This is a genomic window from Campylobacter concisus (assembly GCF_902460875.1).
In the GTDB taxonomy this organism is placed as follows: domain Bacteria; phylum Campylobacterota; class Campylobacteria; order Campylobacterales; family Campylobacteraceae; genus Campylobacter_A; species Campylobacter_A concisus_AA.
In genome coordinates, this window is the sequence record NZ_CABPVR010000007.1 from 322,407 (window position 1) to 340,946 (window position 18,540).

Consider the following 18,540-nt stretch of genomic DNA (forward strand, 5'->3'; position numbering starts at 1 on the left):
GAGATCGATATAAGAGAAAATTTTACGATTTTTGCAAATTTTAATGAAATAATCCAAATTTTAATAAATATTATAAATAACGCAAAAGATGCATTTAAACAAAGCTATGTAAAGCCAAGAGTAATAAAAATTTATACTTTCATAAAAGATAATCGTAAAAATTTATGCGTGCAAAATAATGCAGGAGCTATAAAGGCTTCGTTTTTAAAGGTTATCTTTGAGCCACACTTTAGCACAAAAGAGTCTGGCAGCGGGCTTGGTCTATATATGAGTCGGCTAATCGCTAGTAAAAATAACGCTCTAATCTTTGCTAGAAACGTAGATGAAAATAGTATTACATTTACAATTAGTTTCGAAAATTTATAATTTATTAAAATTCCCCCTTTTCTACCCTTTTTTGGTGTTAGTATTATCAGTATGAAATCATTTTGATTTTAGGATAAAAAATTTAAAGGAGGGCACATGAGAAATCTACAAAAAGCCTTAGCTGGTTTGCTCATGGGTGTTAGCATCTTCGCTTCACAAGCCTGTTGCGAAGAGCATAATATGCAGATGTCCGATAAAGCACGTGATGTTATCGCAAATCCTAAAGGCACACTGCAAAGTAGAGGTGTTATCTCCTTGCAAGACTACGTTGTAGAAGAGCAAGAGATGTATAACTGGTTATTTAAAAACCACCCTATTTTTACAAAATATGGTGGTAAAACCGTCGGTAAAATGGTCGTTCACGACCGTGGCTTAGAGTGGCTTGCCGAGGGACATGGCTTTGATATGTCAAAGCTTAGTAAAAGAGATGGCGGTAAGGGCTATAGCTCTATGATGTATAGAATTCCAGCCACTTCATCACTTCAATTTCCTAACAAATTTGTAGGACCAGAAAAGTGCGGTGAGTGTCACCCAGCCCAGTATGAAGTGTGGAGCAGATCTCGCCACGCAACTACTATGCGCTTCCCTGGCGAGCACCCAGAGGTTAATAACAACCTAACTGAGCCAGTATTTGACAAAGATACCGCTTCTATCCTTCCAAAAGGTATCACACCAGATGTGATCTATGCAACTGTTGGTCACTTAAGAACAAAAATGGGCTACGTAGATGCATGGTTACTTCGTGGTACTTATTACGTTGAGGGCGGCTTGCTAAGAGATGGCACAGGTCAGATCGTAGCTGGCGGTAACCAATGGCAAAGAACATGGGCGTTAAATTTAGACGACGCTACTGTTAAGAAAATCAAAGAGCTTGTTCCAGAATTTCCTGGCACTCTTGAAGAGTATGGTGATAATGGCGGATACATACGTGGTCTTGCTTCATACGCCGCAAAACACAAAAAGTCAATGTTCTTCCAAGCAAACTCATCATATTGTGAAGTTTGTCACCCAGTTAAATTCGACTTTAAATCAAAAGCAGAATTTTATGCAGCACTTGGTAATGCTAAAGAGCTTCAAAAACACACCATCTCAAAAGGTGTAAGTTGTGAAGAGTGTCACGGAGCCGGTGGTCACCTTGATGGAGCTACAAATTTTAGAACATCAAACTGCGAACGCTGCCACCAAAGATTTAACTTTAGCCCAGACTTAATGCGTGCTAACCCATTAAACAACGGCAAGCTTGATCTATCATTAAGCTCTAAATTTAAGTCAATGGGACCAGGATGTGGTTCTGAAGGTTCACAATCATACTTTACAGCTCACTACGACAAAGGCATGAGATGCGTAACTTGCCACGATCCACACGACAATACAGGTCCAGTTGTAGGCGATAAAAACGTAAAAGGCATGAACTATAACTCAGAACAAGGTTATTTAAGTGCATTCTACACTAAACCAAAACTCAAAAAAGAGTGTAAAGATTGCCACGAGACTCAAGCATATATCGCATCTAAAGCAGATACTCACAAAGATAACACTTGTGCATCTTGCCACATGCCATTTATGATGAGTTGTGAGAATTTCTACGCTGTTCAGTTCCAAGACAACGCTGGCTTTGATACTCAAAGAAGATCTCATATCTGGAAGATCATGGTTGATCCAAAAGAGAAATCTCTAGTTCCAGGCGATGCTGCTAAAGGTCCAAGAGATACTAAAGATTGGCACTTTGAGAGAGATAAAAATGGTCACAACTACGTTGACTTAATGTGGGCATGCGCTAGAACATCTTGGGCTGATAAAGATATGAAAGATACCAAAGGCTGCCACAGCCCAGTGTTATCTGAGCTAAAACCAACACTTCACTTCAAAAACCAAAAACAAGTTTATGATGAAGTCATGGGATGGCAAACTCCAGTTAAGAATGAATTCTCTGAAGTTAAGATTGGTATTGAAGGACTTTACTCACTACTTGAGACTAAAAAACTTGATGCAAGTGATAAAGTAAGAGTTTATGAGCTTATCCAAAATGCTCAAGAGATCATCGATATGGTTGAAAAAGATGGTTCATGGGGTATGCACGGATTTAAATTTACTAAACAAAAACTCGATGCATCAAAAGAGTATATAAAAGAAGCTCAAAGAATTTTGAATAAAAATTTATAGCATTTAGGGGCTAGTTTTAGCCCCTTTAATCTTAAGGGTTTGATATGAAAAATAAGGTTTTAAAATTTACGCTACTTCTTAGCTTAAGTGCTTCTGGTTTGCTTGCAAATGTAGATTCAAATGAGTCTTATGCTATGGGAGCAACAAGTGGTGGATATGTTTTAAAAGGGTTACTTGAACAAAAACAAATAGGCATTAGCTACGATGCTGAGGCCGTTATCAAAGGTTTTAGTGATGCACTAAAAGGAGAGCTAAAACTAAGCGATGATGAGATAGTAAAGCTACTAAATAAAAGAGCTGAAAATTTAGACAAGATAGTAAAAGAAAAAGAAGCCGCCATACTTAAAGAGAATTTAAAGCAAGGCAAGGCTTTTATGGATAAAAATGCAAAAAATAAAAATGTAAAAACGACAAAATCAAAATTGCAATATGAAATTTTAAAATCAAGCAAAAAGGGAGCGACTCCAAAACAAGAGAGTATCATCATAGCAAACTACAAAGCTAGCTTTATCGATGGTAAGGTCTTTGATGAGACAAAAGAGGCTCCAGCTCATCTTTCTATGCTAAATTTGATCCCAGGTCTTGAAGAGGGCTTAATGCTCATGAAAGAGGGCGATAAGTTTAAATTTGTTATCCCGCCAGAACTTGCGTATGGCAATAGCGGCATGGAGGGCATACCTGGAGGCGAGACTATTGTTTTTGAGATAGAGCTTGTTAAGGTCTTAAAGCCAGGTGAATTAGCCGAGGCTGCAAAGAAAATTCATGAAAAAGAACTAAATGAGGGCATTAAAAAGCCTCATTAAGATATAAAATGGAGTTAAAAATGCAAAATCAAAAAAATAGAAGAGCCTTTTTAAAAAGCATGGTAGTTGTGGCTGCTGGTGCTGGTGCGGCAAGTAGTGGTTTTGCTTTTAAGAGTGAAGAAAGTGTAAAAAAACCACACTTTGGTATGATATTTGACCAAAATAAATGTGTTGGCTGTACAGACTGCGAGATAGCTTGCAGAAAGGTAAATTTAGTCCCAAAAGGACAGATGAGACTTTTTATAGAAGATAAGACTAATCCTAAAAATTTACTAGATAAAAGATTTGTAAGAGTGTCTTGTCAGCAGTGTGTCGATGCGCCTTGTGTAGCTGTTTGTCCAACCAAGGCTTGTCATAAAGACGAAAAAACTGGCATACAAACTACAAATATAGATGATTGTATCGCCTGTAAATACTGCATCGTAGCCTGTCCATATGACGTGAGATATATCGATAAGGTTACGCACTCAGCTCAAAGCTGTAACTTTTGCGTAGATACAAATTTAAAGGACGAAAAAGAGCCAGCTTGCGTAGAAGCTTGTAGATATGAGGCGATCGTCTTTGGTGATCTTAACGATGAAAATTCGCACATCAGTAAGCTACTAGCCGTAAAAGATAGCATAAGGCTAAGAGCAGAGCTTGGCACAAAACCAAGCCTTAGATATATTCCTAAAGTAAAAATGGGGGTGTAAGATGGATGGTGCATTAAATTTTACTGCAACATTTTCGCATGGAGTAGAGTGGGGCTGGCCGATCGCTGTTTATCTTTTGCTAGCTGGTATGAGTGGTGGAGCGCTAATCGCTGCTATACTTTTAAAACACTATAAAAAGCAAGAGAGCTTTAGCTCATTTTTCAAGGCTGCTTCGCTTTTAGCCTTTGTTAGCATCATGCTTGGTATGGTTTGTCTGATAGCTGATCTTGAAAAGCCACTTTTGTTTTGGAAAATTTTGATTAATTATAATTTCACATCAGTTATGTCTATCGGTGTTGCTGGACTTTGTGTATTTATACCGCTTAGCTTTTTGATGTGCCTTTATGCATTTAATGATGAGATTTCAAATTTCTTAGCCAAAAGTTTAAAATCCTTTAGCGCTCTTTTTGCACTAATAATGAAAATTTTAATACCGCTTTATCCATTTTTAAGTCGTATTTGTCTTATTTTTGCTGTAATAATTTGTGCTTATACTGGATTTTTGATCTCAGTTTTGATTAGATTCCCGCTCTTAAACACAGCTGTGCTTCCAGCTTTATTTATAGCTTCAGGACTAAGTGCTGGCATAAGTGGCAGTAGCTTGGTTGCAGTAGCTTTATTTAAAGAAGATCCACATTCAAGCGACCTTCATTCGCTTCACAGCGTAGAATTTAGCGTTTTGGGAGCTGAAATTTTACTCATTTTAATGCTTTTTGTATCGCTTTTACTTGGTTCAAGTTATCAGCAAAATGCAGCTGTTGCTTTTTATAGCGGTGTTTGGGCAAATTTCTTTTGGCTTGGTGTTGTGCTAGTTGGCTTTATTGTGCCTTTTGTTTTAAATTTTGCATTTGGCAAAAAAGTAGCTAGCCTAAAATTTAGCTTTTATATCAGTTCATTAGCGGCTGTTATTGGTGTTTTACTGCTTAGGGTGTTTATACTTTATGCGGGACAAACTTATAGCATTTAAAGCAGAGGCGAGCGATGAGAATTTTAAATATCTACCGCTTGTCTTTGATATTATTATTTATTCTTGCTTTTGGTGCAGGACTCGCGACTTTTTTAGAAAATTTTTATGACACACAAACGGCCAAAGTGCTTGTTTATGAAGCACTTTGGTACGAGTGTGTCATGTTTGCTTGCACTATTTGTTTAGCCATTAGTATCATAAAAACCAAGATGTATAAAAAATTTGGTGCATTTTTGATACATCTTGCTTTTATCGTTATCTTCATCGGGGCTGCGCTTACAAGGTATTTTGGTGAAGAGGGCGTTATGCATCTTAGAGCTCTGCAAAGCTCAAATGTAATGCAAAGCGTCAAGCCTTATCTTATAGTCGAAATGCTTGGAGAAAATTTTAGTTATCCATTAAAATTAAGCTTGTTTGGTAAAAACGACTTTGAGTTTAAAAATTTTATAGACGGCAAGGAATTTATAATTAACTTGCTTGGATATAAAAAAGATGAGAAAAACGCTCCTGCTACGCTTAGTTTAGAGATAAGTTTTAACGGTGAAAAAAAGAGCGTTAAGCTAAAAGGTGGAGCTGGATATGAGCTGGAGCCTAGTGTGCTAAGTTTTGGTGGGCAAGAGGTGAAATTTTACTTTAGCTCAAAGGCTTTAAATTTACCATTTTCATTAAAGCTTGACGAGTTTATTTTAGAGCGATATGCGGGGCTAAATAGTCCATCATCTTATACAAGCAAAGTAAGTATCGCTGGCGGCAAGTACGACATCTCACTAAATAATCCACTAACGATTGATGGCTATAAAATTTTTCAGTCTTCATACGATCCTGACGAGCTTGGAAGCGCTTTTGAGATCAGCTGTGATCCTGGCAAAATCCCAACTTACATAGGATATTTTTTACTTTGTCTTGGCTTTGTGGCAAATTTATTTAGCAAAAAGAGCCGTTTTTTTAGGCTGCTAAATTTTATAAAAGGTTCGCAAATCGCATTTTTGGCAATTTTGCTTTTAAATGCTACTCCAAATTTTGCTAATGAAAATAATAAAAATTTAGACGCTCATGCAAGCAAATTTGCCAAAATTTTGATTCAGGCTGATAGCAGAATCGCTCCAGCTGGCTCTTACTCAAGAGCTGTGATAAGTAAAATTTCAACCAAAACCACGCTATTTGGGCTTAATAGCGAGGAGTTAATACTCTCTTTTGCCATCTCGCCAAAAGAGTGGATGGATAAAAGGATAGTAAAGATCACAAGTGAGCGTGTGGGCGAGCTTTTGGGAGTTAATGAAAAATTTGCTAGTTTTAACGATGTTTTTAACGAAAATGGCGAGTATAAGCTGGCTAAATTTGTAGAAGCTGCAAATGAAAAATCCGCCTCAAAAAGAGATAAATTTGACAACGACGTTATCAAATTTGATGAGAGATTAAATGTCTTATATCTTGCACTAAAGGGGGAAATTTTAAAATTTATCCCAGCTAAAAATGGTGATAAATTAATATGGCTAGGCGTAAATGAAGCCTTTGGCTCAAGTGAGATTTCAAGCGAGCTTAAAAGCGTTTTAGGCGCTTATATAGAAAATTTAAGCCTTTGCGTAAAAAGTGGCGAGTGTGCTGGAGCTGATAGGAGCTTGGAGAAAATTTCAAGCTATCAAAGAAGCACTCTAGGCTCTCTTGCGCCAAGCAAGGCAAAGGTGGAGCTTGAAGTACTTTATAACCAAATGGAAATTTTTAAATTTCTTATATATTTTTACATGATCCTTGGGCTAGTTTCGCTCGCTCTTGGCTTTTATAGGCTATTTTCTGGAAAGAAATTTAGATTTGAGAGCGCATTAAGCCTTGCATTTTATTTTGGCTTTGCGGTGCATTTGTTCAATTTAGCTCTTCGTGCTTATATCTCAGGGCATGCACCTTGGAGTGATGCCTATGAGAGCTTAGTGTATATCTCGCTTGCAAGTGTACTAGCTGGAGTTTTATTTTTTAAACATCAAAGCTTTGCTCTTGGAGCTGCTTCACTTTTTGCAAGCGTGAGCTTGCTGGTCGCTCATCTAAATTTTATAAATCCGCAAATAACAAATCTAGTCCCAGTTTTAAAGTCATTTTGGCTTAGTGTGCATGTAAGTGTCATCACGGCAAGCTATGGCTTTTTGGGCTTTAGCTTTGTGCTTGGGCTTCTTGGACTTCTTTTAATGGCTATAAAAAATCAAAAAAGCGAGCAAAAGCTCAGCGAGCAGATAAGATACCTCGCTGCAACTGATGAGCTAAGTCTCATCATAGGACTTAGTTTGCTAACTATTGGAAATTTTCTTGGCGGCGTCTGGGCAAACGAGAGCTGGGGCAGATACTGGGGCTGGGACAGCAAAGAGAGCTGGTCGTACATTACGATAATTATTTATGCTATTGCACTTCATTTAAGATTTATTCCAAGATTAAAAAATATTTTTACCTTTTTAGTAGCTAGTGTACTCTCTTTTGGTTCAGTTATTTTTACCTATTTTGGTGTAAATTTCTATCTAAGTGGACTTCACTCATACGCAAATGGCGATGGATTTAGCGTTTCAAATTTGCTTTATTTGCTTTTAACGCTCTTGGCTTTGCTAATCGCCTTTGCTTATAGAGGTAAGGATATAAAAGAGATTTAGGAGATATAATGAAAAAGAGTTTAGTTTTATTATTTGCTTGTTTGGGACTATTAAATGCTGGCTATATCAAAGAGGCTTTAAGTGCAAAAGAAGATCACAACAAGCTAGCACAAATTTATGAAGATGCTTGTGATAAAGAGAAAAAGGCATCAGGATGCTACAACCTAGCTGTGCTTTACAGCAGGGGCGATGGCAACGTCAAAAAGGACGAAGCAAAGGCAGCGATGCTTTATGAAAAAGCTTGCGATCAAAATTTTTCTATGGCTTGCAATAATCTTGGCTACGTCTATGAAAAAGGTAAAGGCGTGGAAAAAGACCTAGAAAAAGCAGTTAAATTTTATGAAAAGGCTTGCAAGGATAATGAGGGTTGCACGGAGCTTGGCTTGCTTTATGCAAATGGCACCGGCGTGACAAAGGATCTTAAAAAGGCAAAAGAGCTTTACGAAAAGGCTTGCAAGGCGGGCGATGGCATAGGATGCAGTAACCTTGGCTATCTATACGCGCAAGGCGAAGGTGTTGAGAAAGACTATGCAAAAGCCAAAGCAAACTACGAGATGGCTTGCGCAAACGAAGCTGGCATAGGGTGTGATAATCTTGGCTTTTTATATGTTTATGCACAAGGCGTTGATCAAAACCTTACAAAAGCCACAAAGCTTTATGAACAGGCGTGTATATATGGATATGAAAAGGGCTGCAACAACTACGCTATCATGCTAGCTGAAGGCAAAGGTGTGAAAGAAGATATAAAAAAAGCACGTGAAATTTTTACTAAAAGCTGCAAAAATGGCTTAAAAGAAGCGTGCGAGAATTTAGAGATCTTAGGAAAGCATTGATGCTTGATAAAGCTAGCCTAGTGGCATTTAAAGCTTATAAATATAAAAATAAAAAATACTAAAGGAGATAATATGATTTTACGTTCTATCTTAGGCTCAGCACTACTAGCAACCATACTTTTTGGTGCTTCGGCAAATGAACAAGCCGTCAAAATGAAACCGATGTTTCAAAGCGTGGATCCTAGCAAGGCTACACTAGTAGGAAGTGGCGAGGGCAAGGAGTACTGCGCCGTTTGTGGAATGAATTTGGTTAAATTTTATAAGACCAATCACGTATATAACGGCAAGCAAGTAGCATCACTCCACTGCCTATACGAGCTAACAGAAGGCAAGATCCCAAGCGACGCACAAGTTGTAGATACTAAAAATCTAAATTTAATCGATGTCAATAAAGCCTTTTATGTCGTTGGTAGTAGTGTTAAAGGCACAATGACTAGAAATAGCAAATACGCTTTCTCAACCGAGACTGACGCAAAAGAATTTCAAGCAGAAAATGGTGGCGAGATAATGAATTTTGCTAAAGCTTACGAGATCGCTGGACAGGATTTCGAGGGCGATAATAAAATGATAAAAGCTAAACGTGAGGACGGCGTTTATGCACATGGTAAAGAATTTTATGAAGCAAACTGCGAAAAAACAGATCCAAAAAGCTTTAAAGCTATCTCTGAGCTAAAAGCTCATCTCAAAAAAGTATGCGACGCAAAAGAAGCTAGCAAAGCCCCAGAGTATGATAAACACCTACAAGCTGCTGCTTTGTACCTATGGGATGCTCCGGCAAATTTAGGCGCTAGCAACCAAACCTCAAAACCTAAACAAGAAATAAAAAAACCTGAGAGAATAGTCGTACCAAAGGGCACAAGATGTGCGGTATGTGGCATGCTTGTCAAAAATTCTCCATGGGCAACACTCATCAAAGCAGATGGCAAGGATTATTATTTTGATGGCGTAAAAGATATGGCACAATTTTACTTTGCGGATGGCAAAATGAAAGATGCTTATGTGAGTGATTATTACACGCTAGAAAAGCTTGATGCAAAAGATGCGTTTTATGTTCATGGCTCAAACGTTTATGGACCAATGGGTGATGAGTTTATCCCATTTAAAGATGAAGCAAAGGCAGAGAACTTTTTAAAAGATCATGCTGGCAAAGGTGTCATAAGATTTGACGAGATAAAGAATTTTATCGGTAAATAGTGTGAAATTTCTAGTTTTTTTGGCGTTATTTTTTGGACTTTTTTATACGCTTTTAGCGGCACACTATCTTAGCTTTGATCATAAAGCAAAGCAAGATGAGCTAAGAGAAATTTCTAAGATAACAAGAGCAAATGCTGCTTTTAGTTTTAACCAAAAGGGGCAAAAAGGCTTTGTCTATGATAGGTAAAAATTTTATAAACTATGCTGTGGTTCTGCTTTTTAAAGATAGAAAGGATCACCTTTTTAGCTTTTGCCTCTTTGCACTCATTATCTTTGTGCTAAGCTCGGTACTTTTCATCTCTGGATCGATCCAACACGATCTTATAAATTTAGTAAAAGATAGATCAAGTATCGTAGTGAGCGCGTTTCGTGCTGGCAAAGGCGATCTAATGCACCCTGGCTATATCTACGACATCTCAAAGATTGATGGCGTGGCTGACGTTAGGGGCGTGGTTGATGGAGAGTACTACTTCGTTCAAAAGCGTGTTTGGTTTCATCTATATGAAGATGATAGCTTAAAAGAGGATGAGATGATCGTCGGAGAAGGTGTAAAGGCAGCGATGAATGAGCTTTACTACGATGAGAGCTTTAATTTTCTAACTGAAGAGCGCATGATACCAGTAAAGATATTAAAGACCATGCCGGCACAAAGTGGTTTAATCTCAAATAACGCTATATTTTTGCATCCAAATACGCTAAGGGCTATTTTGAATTTAAAAGATGAAGAGTATACAAAACTCTACGTTGAGGTGCCAAATACAGATGAGATCAGTGAAGTAGCTTTAAAGATAGAGAATTTATATCCAAATTCTTTCGCTCTTAGTATAGAAGATGAGGTGGCTAAAGTTAGGCACCTTTACTATTATAAGGGTGGAATTTTTATGAGCATTTACGTTAGCGTTATGCTTATATTCTTTGTCTTGCTTAAAAACCAAATTTCACTTGCCTATGGTAGTAAAAAGCGCGAAATAGCTATTTTAAGAAGCATTGGTTTTTGTATAAAAGACATTATATTTTTAAAATTTATACAAAATTTTATCGTTAGTGTTAGTGCTTTTTTACTCGGTGTTATGCTGGCTTATCTCTTTGTTTTTGTATTAAACGCTCCACTTTTAAAAGGGATATTTTTAGGTGATGAGCTTTTAAATTTTACAAATTTCACGCCTATTTTAGAGTTTGATAAGCTCTTTTTGATCTTTGTTTTTGGTGTGATACCATTTTTGGCGTTTGTACTCATACCTTCATGGAGAGTAGCAAGTAGTGACATAAATGAGGGGCTAAAATGATAAATATAAGAGGTGTTAGCCTAGTTTATAACCAAAACAAACAAAATGAGTTTTGTGCTTTAAAAAATATAAATTTAGATATTAATGACGGCGAGCTAGTGATACTAAAAGGCATTAGTGGGAGCGGTAAAAGCACCTTACTTTCTCTTATCGCCCTACTTCAAAAGCCAACTAGTGGAGAAATTTTGATAGATGGCACTAACATCGCAAAGCTACCTGATGCCTTTTGCTCTGAGCTTAGACACAAAAGGCTCGGATTGGTTTTTCAAAATTTTAATCTTATTGATGGCTTGAGTGTATATGAAAATTTACTAGCTCCATTTGCTCTAACAAATTTCAAGGCAAATGTGCGAGATGAGATGATAAAAAAGGCTCTAAGCCTAGCAAATATCTCTCATAAAAAAGATGAGAACGTATCAAATTTAAGTGGTGGCGAGCGTCAAAGATGCGCGGTAGCTAGGGCTTTATCTATGGATGCTAGCATCATCTTGGCTGATGAGCCAACGGCAAATTTAGACAGACAAAACGCACGTGCATTTTTAGGCTTGCTAGAGTCTTTTAAAGCTCTAAAAAAGAGTGTTATTGTCGCTACTCACGATAGCATTTTTGATGAGCTAAGTGCAACAGATAGGGTTGTCAGCTTGCAAAACGGAGAGATAGTATGAGTGTCTTTTTATCAAACGCCGTTATTGCATTTTTGTTAGCAGAGTTTGTACTTTTAGTTTTGATGAGCATTTCGCTCTTTTATGTCATTAGGATCGTGAGATCGTGGGACTACAACGCACTAACATCGCTTCAATACTCGCTTGAAAAACAAAACTATCTTGTAAATACGATCTTACTTTTTTGCGTCTGTATCAAGATCGTATTGTTTATATTTTTTGCACTTTGCCTAAATGAACTCTCTGATATTGTGCCTGGTGCTATGTGTTCAGCTGGTGTGATTGGCTCAAATAAATTTGGTGGTATATTGATGCTCACTAAAATTTTGCTGATCTTTGGGCTTGGCATCTGGCTAGTTATAAACAAGCTTGACTTGCAGGCTCTAAATTTCCCTTATCTAAAGAGAAAATACGCCATTTTTATCTGCCTTTTTGTCATGATACTACTTGAGCTTGGTATAGAAATTTCGTTTTTTTACAATATCCCACTAAAAGTACCGGTCTTTTGCTGTTCTGTTACTTTTCAAGCCCCAAAGCTACCATTTGGCTATACAAATTTTGGCTTAGTAAGCGCATTTTACGTGTTATTTTTTGTCATTTTGGTGCTAAATTTCTTAAAGCAAAGTATGGCGAGCTTTGTGGCAAATTTGTTGTTTTTGGTGCTTAGTTACTACGCCATCACCTACTTTTTTGGCCTTTATGTTTATGAACAGCCAAACCATAAATGCCCATACTGCATGCTAAAAGGCGACTATTTTTACGTTGGCTACCTTATCTGGGGCAGTTTGTTTCTTGGTGTATTTTACGGTCTTATGCCGTATCTTGTTGAGATAATCACAAAGACAAACTACTCACACAAGCTTAAATTTTCATCGATCTGGCTAGGTGTTTGCGTGCTGATCTGCGCGCTTTATGTCCTAAAATATTATTTGTTAAGAGGATTTTTATTTTGATAAAACAAATTTTTTCTTTGTGTTTGTTAGCTCTAGTCTTAGCCGTACTCGCCTATAATGCCGACATAAGTGATGATAAAATTTTGGTTTTCAATAATGGCAAATCAGAGCCGATCGAAGAGCTAACGCCAAATAAATATATATGTTATGAGAGTAGGACGCTTATCGCTGATAACAACGACACAGCTCAAGCCATCATGCCAAATGGCAATATCTACTTCTTTAACGATATTACAAATTCTTTTATCTGGTATATGGCAGAAAAAGATAAAGAAAAGATAAAGCTATATGTATACACAAAGGATACAAACCGCTATATCCTAGCACAAGACGCTTGGTACTCAAGGGTTGATATCACACCGATGGGATATGGCATAGGGGCATATGAGTTTCACTTGTATGGCATATGTGATAATTATTTTAAAGAGGTTTTGCTATACGCAGCACGCGGTGAAACGCTACTAAATCCATATATAAACATCCTACTTTCAGAAAATAAGATATAAATTTGCGTAGCTCTAAATATTTGTTAGAGCTCGCTTGGTTTTGGGTATTAGTTTTAAATTTATTGCCTAAAATCTGCTGCTAGTTTATTCTTATTATGTCTATGTTGCTATTGTTCATTTTTTTAAAATAATCACATCCTCTCTGATATCCTAAATCACAAGCTTTTTTAAATAGTTTAATTGCTTTGATATAGTCATGTTTTATGCCCTGGCCTTTTAAATATAAAACCCCCAAATTAGAACAACTTTGGCTAATTTCGTCATCACATGCTTTTTGCCATAGTTTGGCTGATTTTAGGTGGTCTTGTTTTACTGATTGCCCCTTTGAGTATAAATTTCCTAAATTATTACAGCTTTGAGAATATCCATCATCACAAGCTTTTTCAAACAACTTGGCTGCTTCTATATAATCTTGCTTTACACCATTGCCATTCATATACAAAACTCCTAAATTGTGGCAACCATTGGCGTATTCGCCATCGCAAGCTTTTTTCATAGAGCCAGGCTACTTTATGATAGTCTACTTTGACGCCAAGACCATCTGAGTATAAAGCCCTTAGCATATTGCAGCATTTAGCATTTCCATCATCGCAAGCCGTGCTAAATATCTAGGCCGCCTTATAATAATTGCCTTGATCATAGGCTTCAATTCCAAGCTCCACTATATCCTTAGAGAAGCTGGTAGTTATTAGGATCACGGATAAAAGAGCGGCCTTTTTCATTTTTTCTCCATTTTTGTAAATTTGTTGTTATTTTGGTTTAGCTTGTCTTCTTTTATTAGAGAAACAAGCCAAATTTAGTATCTAACGTTATTAACCTTTAAAAAGTCTCTTAGGTCTTCATATTCGCTATTTTCGAAGTAGCGCCATTTGCCAGGCTTTAGCATATCAAGGCTAACGCGCCCAAAGCTAACACGTTTTAGGTCCATCACTTCAAGGTCAAAGTAGCCAAAGAAGCGGCGAAGCTCCCTGTTTTGCCCCTCGTTGATGATAACCTTTAGTTTTGTGTAGCCACCACTTGAGCCAAAGACTTTGTAGGCTAGAAATGGCTTAAATTCCATTGATTTTATAGTAGTTTTTGCGTGTGCGCCTTTTGTGGCATCCTTGGCAAAAAAGCCATTTGTCATCGCCTCAATTACCTCTTTTGTTATCTCGCCTTTTACTTTTAGATAGTATTCGCGCTCTAAGTCGCTATTCATGAGTGCTGTGGCGATCGCTGGAGCGTCAGTTAGTAAAAGTAGCCCCTCACTTGCATAGTCTAAGCGCCCTACGCTAACAAATTTTGCAAATTTCTTATCTAATGTGTCGTAGATCGTTTTTCGTCCGCGGTCGTCTTTTTTGCTAACTAGTTCACCCTTTTGTTTATGATAAACGATAACAGTAAATTCCTTTTTTAGCTTTATTAAACGACCATTTATACGTACTTTATCATCTTCATCCACGCTTGTGGCAAGGTCGCTAACCACACGTCCTGCTATGCTAACCTTACCAGCTTTTATCAGCTCATCTGCCTCACGGCGTGAGTAGTTTGTGTTATGTGAGATAAATTTATTTAGTCTTGTTTTTTTCATTTTTATAGTCCTAAATTTGCAAGGTCGTGGATGTGTAAAACGCCAACAGGTACGCCATCTTCTACAACGGCCAGAAGCTGAATTTTATATTTTTCTATCAAAGCTAACGCATCCACGGCTAACATTTCCTTGTCGTTTATCTCTTTTGGATGCAAGGTTGCAAATTTCATCGCTGGCTCGTCTAGATCAAAGTCTTCTCTCATAAGCGCACGTCTAAGATCGCCGTCACTTAAAATAGCATCTAACACACCATCTTTATCGACGATTAGGACCGTGCCAAGTTTACCGTGTGTCATAGTATCGATTGCTTTTTCTAGGCTCGCATTCCAGCGAACTATCGGTAAATTTTCGCTTCTCATCACATCTTTTACCTTTAAAAATAGCCTCTTGCCAAGGCTGCCACCTGGATGAAAATTTGCAAAGTCCTCTTTTTTAAAGCCTCGCCTTTGCATCAAACAAACAGCCAACGCATCGCCAAGAGCTAACGTTAGTGTGGTTGATGCTGTTGGAGCAGCGTTTAATGGGCAGGCCTCTTTCTCTATGTCTATACTAATAAATACATCACTAAATTTACCAAGTGAGCTTGTTTTACTCCTTGCCATGGCGACTATTTTTACGCCAAAGCGCTTTACGTGAGGCAAAATTTTGATAAGCTCATCGCTTTCGCCGCTAAAGCTAATGGCTAACAAAACATCATCTTTTTCTATCATGCCAAGGTCGCCGTGCATGGCCTCTGTTGGATGCAAGAAAAAGCTTGGCGTACCAGTGCTTGCAAGCGTAGCAGCGATCTTTGCTCCCACATGACCGCTCTTGCCTACACCTGTTACTATGACCTTGCCTTTTGTATTAAATATCAAATTTACAGCATCTTCTATCTCTAAGTTTTTAGCATGTCTTAAAAGCTCGTTTGCTTCTATTTTTAAAACTTCGGCTGCGATTTGGTTAATTGTTTGCATAAATTTCCCTTACATTAGATAGATAATCGGCACTATAGTTGGGTACTTTTTGACCTTTCTAAAGATATGCTTTCTAATTACTTGACGCACTTGTGACTCGAGTAGTCTGCCATCTTTTAAAAGCTCCTCCTTGACGTTGCTTAAAAACTGCGTCAAAATTTCTTGCATCTCTTTGCTAAACTCCGCATCTTGTTTATTGCCTACAAGTCCGTAGCTAATGACACGAGGCTTGTTTATTAGCTTTGCGCCATGACGTGAAATTTGAGCGATTATCATGACGACACCTGCTTCGGCAAGATTTTGTCTATCGATGACGACATCGTCTGATATTTGTTTATTTATTTGATTGTCTATGAAGACTTTACCAGTTTTTACCGTTTTTACACGTTTTAAGTATTTTTGACAGATCTCCATTTGATCGCCATCGCTCATTAGATAGATATTTCTTTCATCTACGCCGCAGCTTATAGCTGTCTCTTTGTGCTTTGCGATGTGATTGTACTCGCCGTGAACTGGCAAGAAAAATTTTGGTTTTATAAGACGTAGCATCAGCTTTTGTTCTTCTTGTGCTGCGTGACCGCTGACGTGAATCTCGCTAAAGTCTTGATAAGCGACGCTTGCACCTGATTTTATTAGGAAATTTAATACAGTTGAGATACTGCTTTCATTACCAGGGATCGCCTTTGAGCTGATTATTATCTGATCGGTTGGTTTTATTTTTATATATTTGTGTTCATCGGTAGCCATTCTGTAGAGTGCGCTCATAGTCTCACCCTGAGAGCCTGTGGTGACGATCAGCACTTCGTTATCTTTAAATTTGCCGACTTCGTTAGCATCGATAAAAATTTTCTTATCAAGTTTGATGTAGCCAAGCTCCATTGCAGTGTATAAATTTCGCTCCATTGATCTGCCGATGACACAGACTTTGCGGTTGTATTTTAGTCCCCATTCTATAGCCTGATAGACGCGGTGGATGTTAGAGCTAAATGTACTCATTATCACGCGGCCTTTGGCTTTGGAAAAAATCGCATCAAAGGTCTTGCCTACGCTGCTTTCACTTTTAGTAAAGCCCTCTCGGTAGCTGTTCGTGCTATCGCTCATTAGGCACAATACACCTCTTTCGCCGTAGTATGCTAGTCTGCCAAGGTCAGTTGGATAGCCGTCGATCGGCGTATGGTCGATCTTAAAGTCGCCCGTATGGATGATGGTGCCTGCCTTTGTCGTGATGGCTAGCGCGCTAGCATCGATGATAGAGTGGGTGATATGTATCCACTCAACCTCAAAGTCGCCTATCAGATACGGCTTGCGCTTTTCGACCGAGCGGAAAAGCGAACGCTCCTGCTTTAAACCGTGCTCTTCAAATTTATTATTTATCATACCAAGTGGCAAAGGTGTGGCGTAAATCGGAAATTTAAACTCTTTATAAAAATATGGTACCGCGCCGATGTGATCCTCGTGCGCGTGAGTGATGATGACACCTTTTATCTTGTCTTTTATTTTTCTAACATAGTCAAAGTCAGGGATTAGTATATCCACGCCGTGCATGCTCTCGCTCGGAAAACTCATGCCGATATCAACGATGATGGCACTAGTTTCGGTTTCAAAGATAGTCATATTTCCGCCGATCTCGCCAAGACCGCCAAGTGGAGTTATGCGAATTTTATGCTCACTTGAGTTTAGATACTTCATCGGCTCCAGACGAAGCTCGTGAACGGCCTTGTTTGCCACCATTGCACTTGCGATATCTTGCTGCCATTGTTCATTGCCGTTTAGCTTAGCTGGTAAATTTTTCTTTGGCTTTTTAGCCTTTTTTGGTTTATCTTTTTGTTCTTGTGTTTTGGTTTTTGTTTCTTGTGATTCTTGTTTTTGCTCTTTTGGCTTATTGTTTTCGCCATTTTTGTTTTGATTTTTGTTATTTCTTGGCTTTTTTGGGTGAGAATTTTGGCTCTTTGGCTCGGCGTGTATTTCAGTTTCAGCTTGCTCTGCTGCAAAGAAGTTATCTATCACACTTTTGCTTGCTAGTGAAGCTTGCTCAGTAGTTTCGCCCTCTTGTTTTGGTTTATTTTTTGGTCTAAATCTTCGTCTTTTGTTGTTTTTGCTTTGGTTAGTTACAACTTTCTCTTCGTTTTTGTCGTTCATTATCTTCCTTTAATCTTTCAAATACTTTTAGATAAGAATCGACATCTAGCTCGTGTGGACGTAAATTTTGAGCTAAGTCTAGGTCTTCAAAAATTTCTTCTAACGCCTTTTTGTCAAAATTTGTGGATAAATTTTTCAAAAGCGTCTTTCTTGGCGAAGCAAACGCAGCTCTTAAAAATACTTTAAAAGCCTCGTATTGTTTTGCATCTTTGAAAATCCCGTCTTTGCCAAAAATCTTTTTTGTTTTTTGTAGTTTGATGACTGAGGATGTGACCTTTGGAGGTGGATTAAAAAGCTTTGCATCCACGTCAAACAAAAGCTCACATCTGCCCTGGAGTGAAGTGAGGATCGATAAAGCGTTAAATTCTTTATCCTTGCTCTTTGCACTAAATTTAAGAGCAACCTCTTTTTGTATCATCACGATAAGGCCAAGGCATTTTTCGTCATCTATTGCATTTAGTATCATCTTCGTAGCAACGTAATAGGGTAAATTTGCGACCAAAAAGTAGTTTTCGCTACTTAGTCCGCCCTCTTGTTGCCACTGCTCTAATGCATCTTTACAAAAAAGTTTTAATTGTCCATTTTGGATCTCATTTGCAAATTTGGCCTTTAAAATTTGAAACAGCTCACAATCTATCTCAAAACAGGTCGTCTTGTAAATTTGCAAAAGTCTAAATGTCAAATCACCTAAGCCAGGCCCAATCTCAACGACGTTCGCTACATCATTGGGTATCGCTTGGATGATCTTATCTAGTGTCGCTTTGTCTTGTAAAAAATTCTGTCCAAAGTGCTTTTTTGCCTTTATCATAGTCGCGATATT

General features: G+C 38.0%; 18 protein-coding genes. 13 read left to right on the top strand and 5 right to left on the bottom strand.

Translation table 11 applies throughout. The features are described 5' to 3' along the window. The 13 genes from F3H01_RS05370 to F3H01_RS05430 form a co-directional block, all read left to right on the top strand. Positions 1-366, top strand: a 366-nt coding sequence (locus F3H01_RS05370) for an ATP-binding protein (RefSeq protein WP_149725137.1), incomplete at its 5' end; no start/stop codon positions are given. Positions 367-462: 96 nt separating this feature from the next. Then, the gene (locus F3H01_RS05375) at positions 463-2,529 is read left to right on the top strand and encodes a cytochrome C (RefSeq protein ID WP_149725081.1); all 2,067 of its coding nucleotides are present in this window, start codon (positions 463-465) and stop codon (positions 2,527-2,529) included. A 44-nt stretch (positions 2,530-2,573) separates the two neighbouring features. After that, positions 2,574-3,332 carry an FKBP-type peptidyl-prolyl cis-trans isomerase gene (locus tag F3H01_RS05380; RefSeq protein WP_149725082.1) on the top strand — a complete coding sequence of 253 codons (759 nt, stop codon included), beginning with the start codon at positions 2,574-2,576 and terminating at the stop codon, positions 3,330-3,332. Positions 3,333-3,352: 20 nt separating this feature from the next. After that, positions 3,353-4,024, top strand: a complete 672-nt coding sequence (locus F3H01_RS05385; RefSeq protein ID WP_021090331.1) for a 4Fe-4S dicluster domain-containing protein — start codon at positions 3,353-3,355, stop codon at positions 4,022-4,024. 1 nt (position 4,025) lies between these two features. Next, on the top strand, positions 4,026-4,991 hold the full coding sequence (gene nrfD / locus F3H01_RS05390; protein WP_149725083.1) for an NrfD/PsrC family molybdoenzyme membrane anchor subunit: 966 nt from the start codon (positions 4,026-4,028) through the stop codon (positions 4,989-4,991). Between the two features lie 14 nt (positions 4,992-5,005). Next, positions 5,006-7,621, top strand: a complete 2,616-nt coding sequence (locus tag F3H01_RS05395; protein ID WP_149725084.1) for a cytochrome c biogenesis protein — start codon at positions 5,006-5,008, stop codon at positions 7,619-7,621. 8 nt (positions 7,622-7,629) lie between these two features. Next, complete coding sequence (locus F3H01_RS05400; RefSeq protein ID WP_149725085.1) at positions 7,630-8,454, top strand: SEL1-like repeat protein; 825 nt, start codon at positions 7,630-7,632, stop codon at positions 8,452-8,454. A gap of 72 nt (positions 8,455-8,526) precedes the next feature. Next, positions 8,527-9,648 (top strand): nitrous oxide reductase accessory protein NosL, encoded by a 1,122-nt coding sequence (locus F3H01_RS05405; RefSeq protein ID WP_149725086.1) that lies wholly within the window; start codon positions 8,527-8,529, stop codon positions 9,646-9,648. A 1-nt stretch (position 9,649) separates the two neighbouring features. Beyond that, a complete protein-coding gene (locus F3H01_RS05410) occupies positions 9,650-9,835 on the top strand; it encodes a hypothetical protein (RefSeq protein WP_149725087.1) in 186 nt (61 codons plus the stop codon). Beyond that, positions 9,825-10,934 carry an ABC transporter permease gene (locus F3H01_RS05415; RefSeq protein WP_087578080.1) on the top strand — a complete coding sequence of 370 codons (1,110 nt, stop codon included), beginning with the start codon at positions 9,825-9,827 and terminating at the stop codon, positions 10,932-10,934. The genes F3H01_RS05410 and F3H01_RS05415 overlap by 11 nt, the downstream gene beginning before the upstream one ends. Further along, entirely contained in the window at positions 10,931-11,599 is a 669-nt protein-coding gene (locus tag F3H01_RS05420) for an ABC transporter ATP-binding protein (RefSeq protein ID WP_149725088.1), read from the top strand. Before F3H01_RS05415 ends, F3H01_RS05420 begins: the two co-directional genes overlap by 4 nt. Next, on the top strand, positions 11,596-12,549 hold the full coding sequence (locus tag F3H01_RS05425; protein ID WP_149725089.1) for a hypothetical protein: 954 nt from the start codon (positions 11,596-11,598) through the stop codon (positions 12,547-12,549). The genes F3H01_RS05420 and F3H01_RS05425 overlap by 4 nt, the downstream gene beginning before the upstream one ends. Beyond that, positions 12,546-13,055: a hypothetical protein gene (locus tag F3H01_RS05430; RefSeq protein WP_149725090.1), complete on the top strand. Its 510-nt coding sequence runs from the start codon at positions 12,546-12,548 to the stop codon at positions 13,053-13,055. The genes F3H01_RS05425 and F3H01_RS05430 overlap by 4 nt, the downstream gene beginning before the upstream one ends. A gap of 79 nt (positions 13,056-13,134) precedes the next feature. Here F3H01_RS05430 and F3H01_RS05435 read toward each other — a convergent pair whose 3' ends face one another. The 5 genes from F3H01_RS05435 to rsmA all read right to left on the bottom strand — a co-directional run bounded on the left by F3H01_RS05435 (position 13,135) and on the right by rsmA (position 18,528). Continuing rightward, positions 13,135-13,551 carry a tetratricopeptide repeat protein gene (locus F3H01_RS05435; protein ID WP_149725091.1) on the bottom strand — a complete coding sequence of 139 codons (417 nt, stop codon included), beginning with the start codon at positions 13,549-13,551 and terminating at the stop codon, positions 13,135-13,137. A gap of 300 nt (positions 13,552-13,851) precedes the next feature. After that, the gene (locus F3H01_RS05440) at positions 13,852-14,625 is read right to left on the bottom strand and encodes a pseudouridine synthase (protein WP_149725092.1); all 774 of its coding nucleotides are present in this window, start codon (positions 14,623-14,625) and stop codon (positions 13,852-13,854) included. Positions 14,626-14,627: 2 nt separating this feature from the next. Next, positions 14,628-15,581, bottom strand: coding sequence for a KpsF/GutQ family sugar-phosphate isomerase (locus F3H01_RS05445; RefSeq protein ID WP_149725093.1), 954 nt, complete (start codon positions 15,579-15,581; stop codon positions 14,628-14,630). A 9-nt stretch (positions 15,582-15,590) separates the two neighbouring features. Continuing rightward, entirely contained in the window at positions 15,591-17,720 is a 2,130-nt protein-coding gene (locus tag F3H01_RS05450) for a ribonuclease J (protein ID WP_188116354.1), read from the bottom strand. Beyond that, a complete protein-coding gene (rsmA, locus tag F3H01_RS05455) occupies positions 17,686-18,528 on the bottom strand; it encodes a 16S rRNA (adenine(1518)-N(6)/adenine(1519)-N(6))-dimethyltransferase RsmA (protein WP_149725138.1) in 843 nt (280 codons plus the stop codon). Before rsmA ends, F3H01_RS05450 begins: the two co-directional genes overlap by 35 nt. Positions 18,529-18,540: the final 12 nt, after the last annotated feature.

Coding starts and splice junctions, on each gene's coding strand:
- F3H01_RS05375 (WP_149725081.1), top strand. CDS start 463: ATGAGAAATCTACAAAAAGCCTTAGCTGGTTTGCTCATGGGTGTTAGC.
- F3H01_RS05380 (WP_149725082.1), top strand. CDS start 2,574: ATGAAAAATAAGGTTTTAAAATTTACGCTACTTCTTAGCTTAAGTGCT.
- F3H01_RS05385 (WP_021090331.1), top strand. CDS start 3,353: ATGCAAAATCAAAAAAATAGAAGAGCCTTTTTAAAAAGCATGGTAGTT.
- nrfD (WP_149725083.1), top strand. CDS start 4,026: ATGGATGGTGCATTAAATTTTACTGCAACATTTTCGCATGGAGTAGAG.
- F3H01_RS05395 (WP_149725084.1), top strand. CDS start 5,006: ATGAGAATTTTAAATATCTACCGCTTGTCTTTGATATTATTATTTATT.
- F3H01_RS05400 (WP_149725085.1), top strand. CDS start 7,630: ATGAAAAAGAGTTTAGTTTTATTATTTGCTTGTTTGGGACTATTAAAT.
- F3H01_RS05405 (WP_149725086.1), top strand. CDS start 8,527: ATGATTTTACGTTCTATCTTAGGCTCAGCACTACTAGCAACCATACTT.
- F3H01_RS05415 (WP_087578080.1), top strand. CDS start 9,825: ATGATAGGTAAAAATTTTATAAACTATGCTGTGGTTCTGCTTTTTAAA.
- F3H01_RS05420 (WP_149725088.1), top strand. CDS start 10,931: ATGATAAATATAAGAGGTGTTAGCCTAGTTTATAACCAAAACAAACAA.
- F3H01_RS05425 (WP_149725089.1), top strand. CDS start 11,596: ATGAGTGTCTTTTTATCAAACGCCGTTATTGCATTTTTGTTAGCAGAG.
- F3H01_RS05435 (WP_149725091.1), bottom strand. CDS start 13,551: ATGAAAAAAGCTTGCGATGGCGAATACGCCAATGGTTGCCACAATTTA.
- F3H01_RS05440 (WP_149725092.1), bottom strand. CDS start 14,625: ATGAAAAAAACAAGACTAAATAAATTTATCTCACATAACACAAACTAC.
- F3H01_RS05445 (WP_149725093.1), bottom strand. CDS start 15,581: ATGCAAACAATTAACCAAATCGCAGCCGAAGTTTTAAAAATAGAAGCA.
- F3H01_RS05450 (WP_188116354.1), bottom strand. CDS start 17,720: ATGAACGACAAAAACGAAGAGAAAGTTGTAACTAACCAAAGCAAAAAC.
- rsmA (WP_149725138.1), bottom strand. CDS start 18,528: ATGATAAAGGCAAAAAAGCACTTTGGACAGAATTTTTTACAAGACAAA.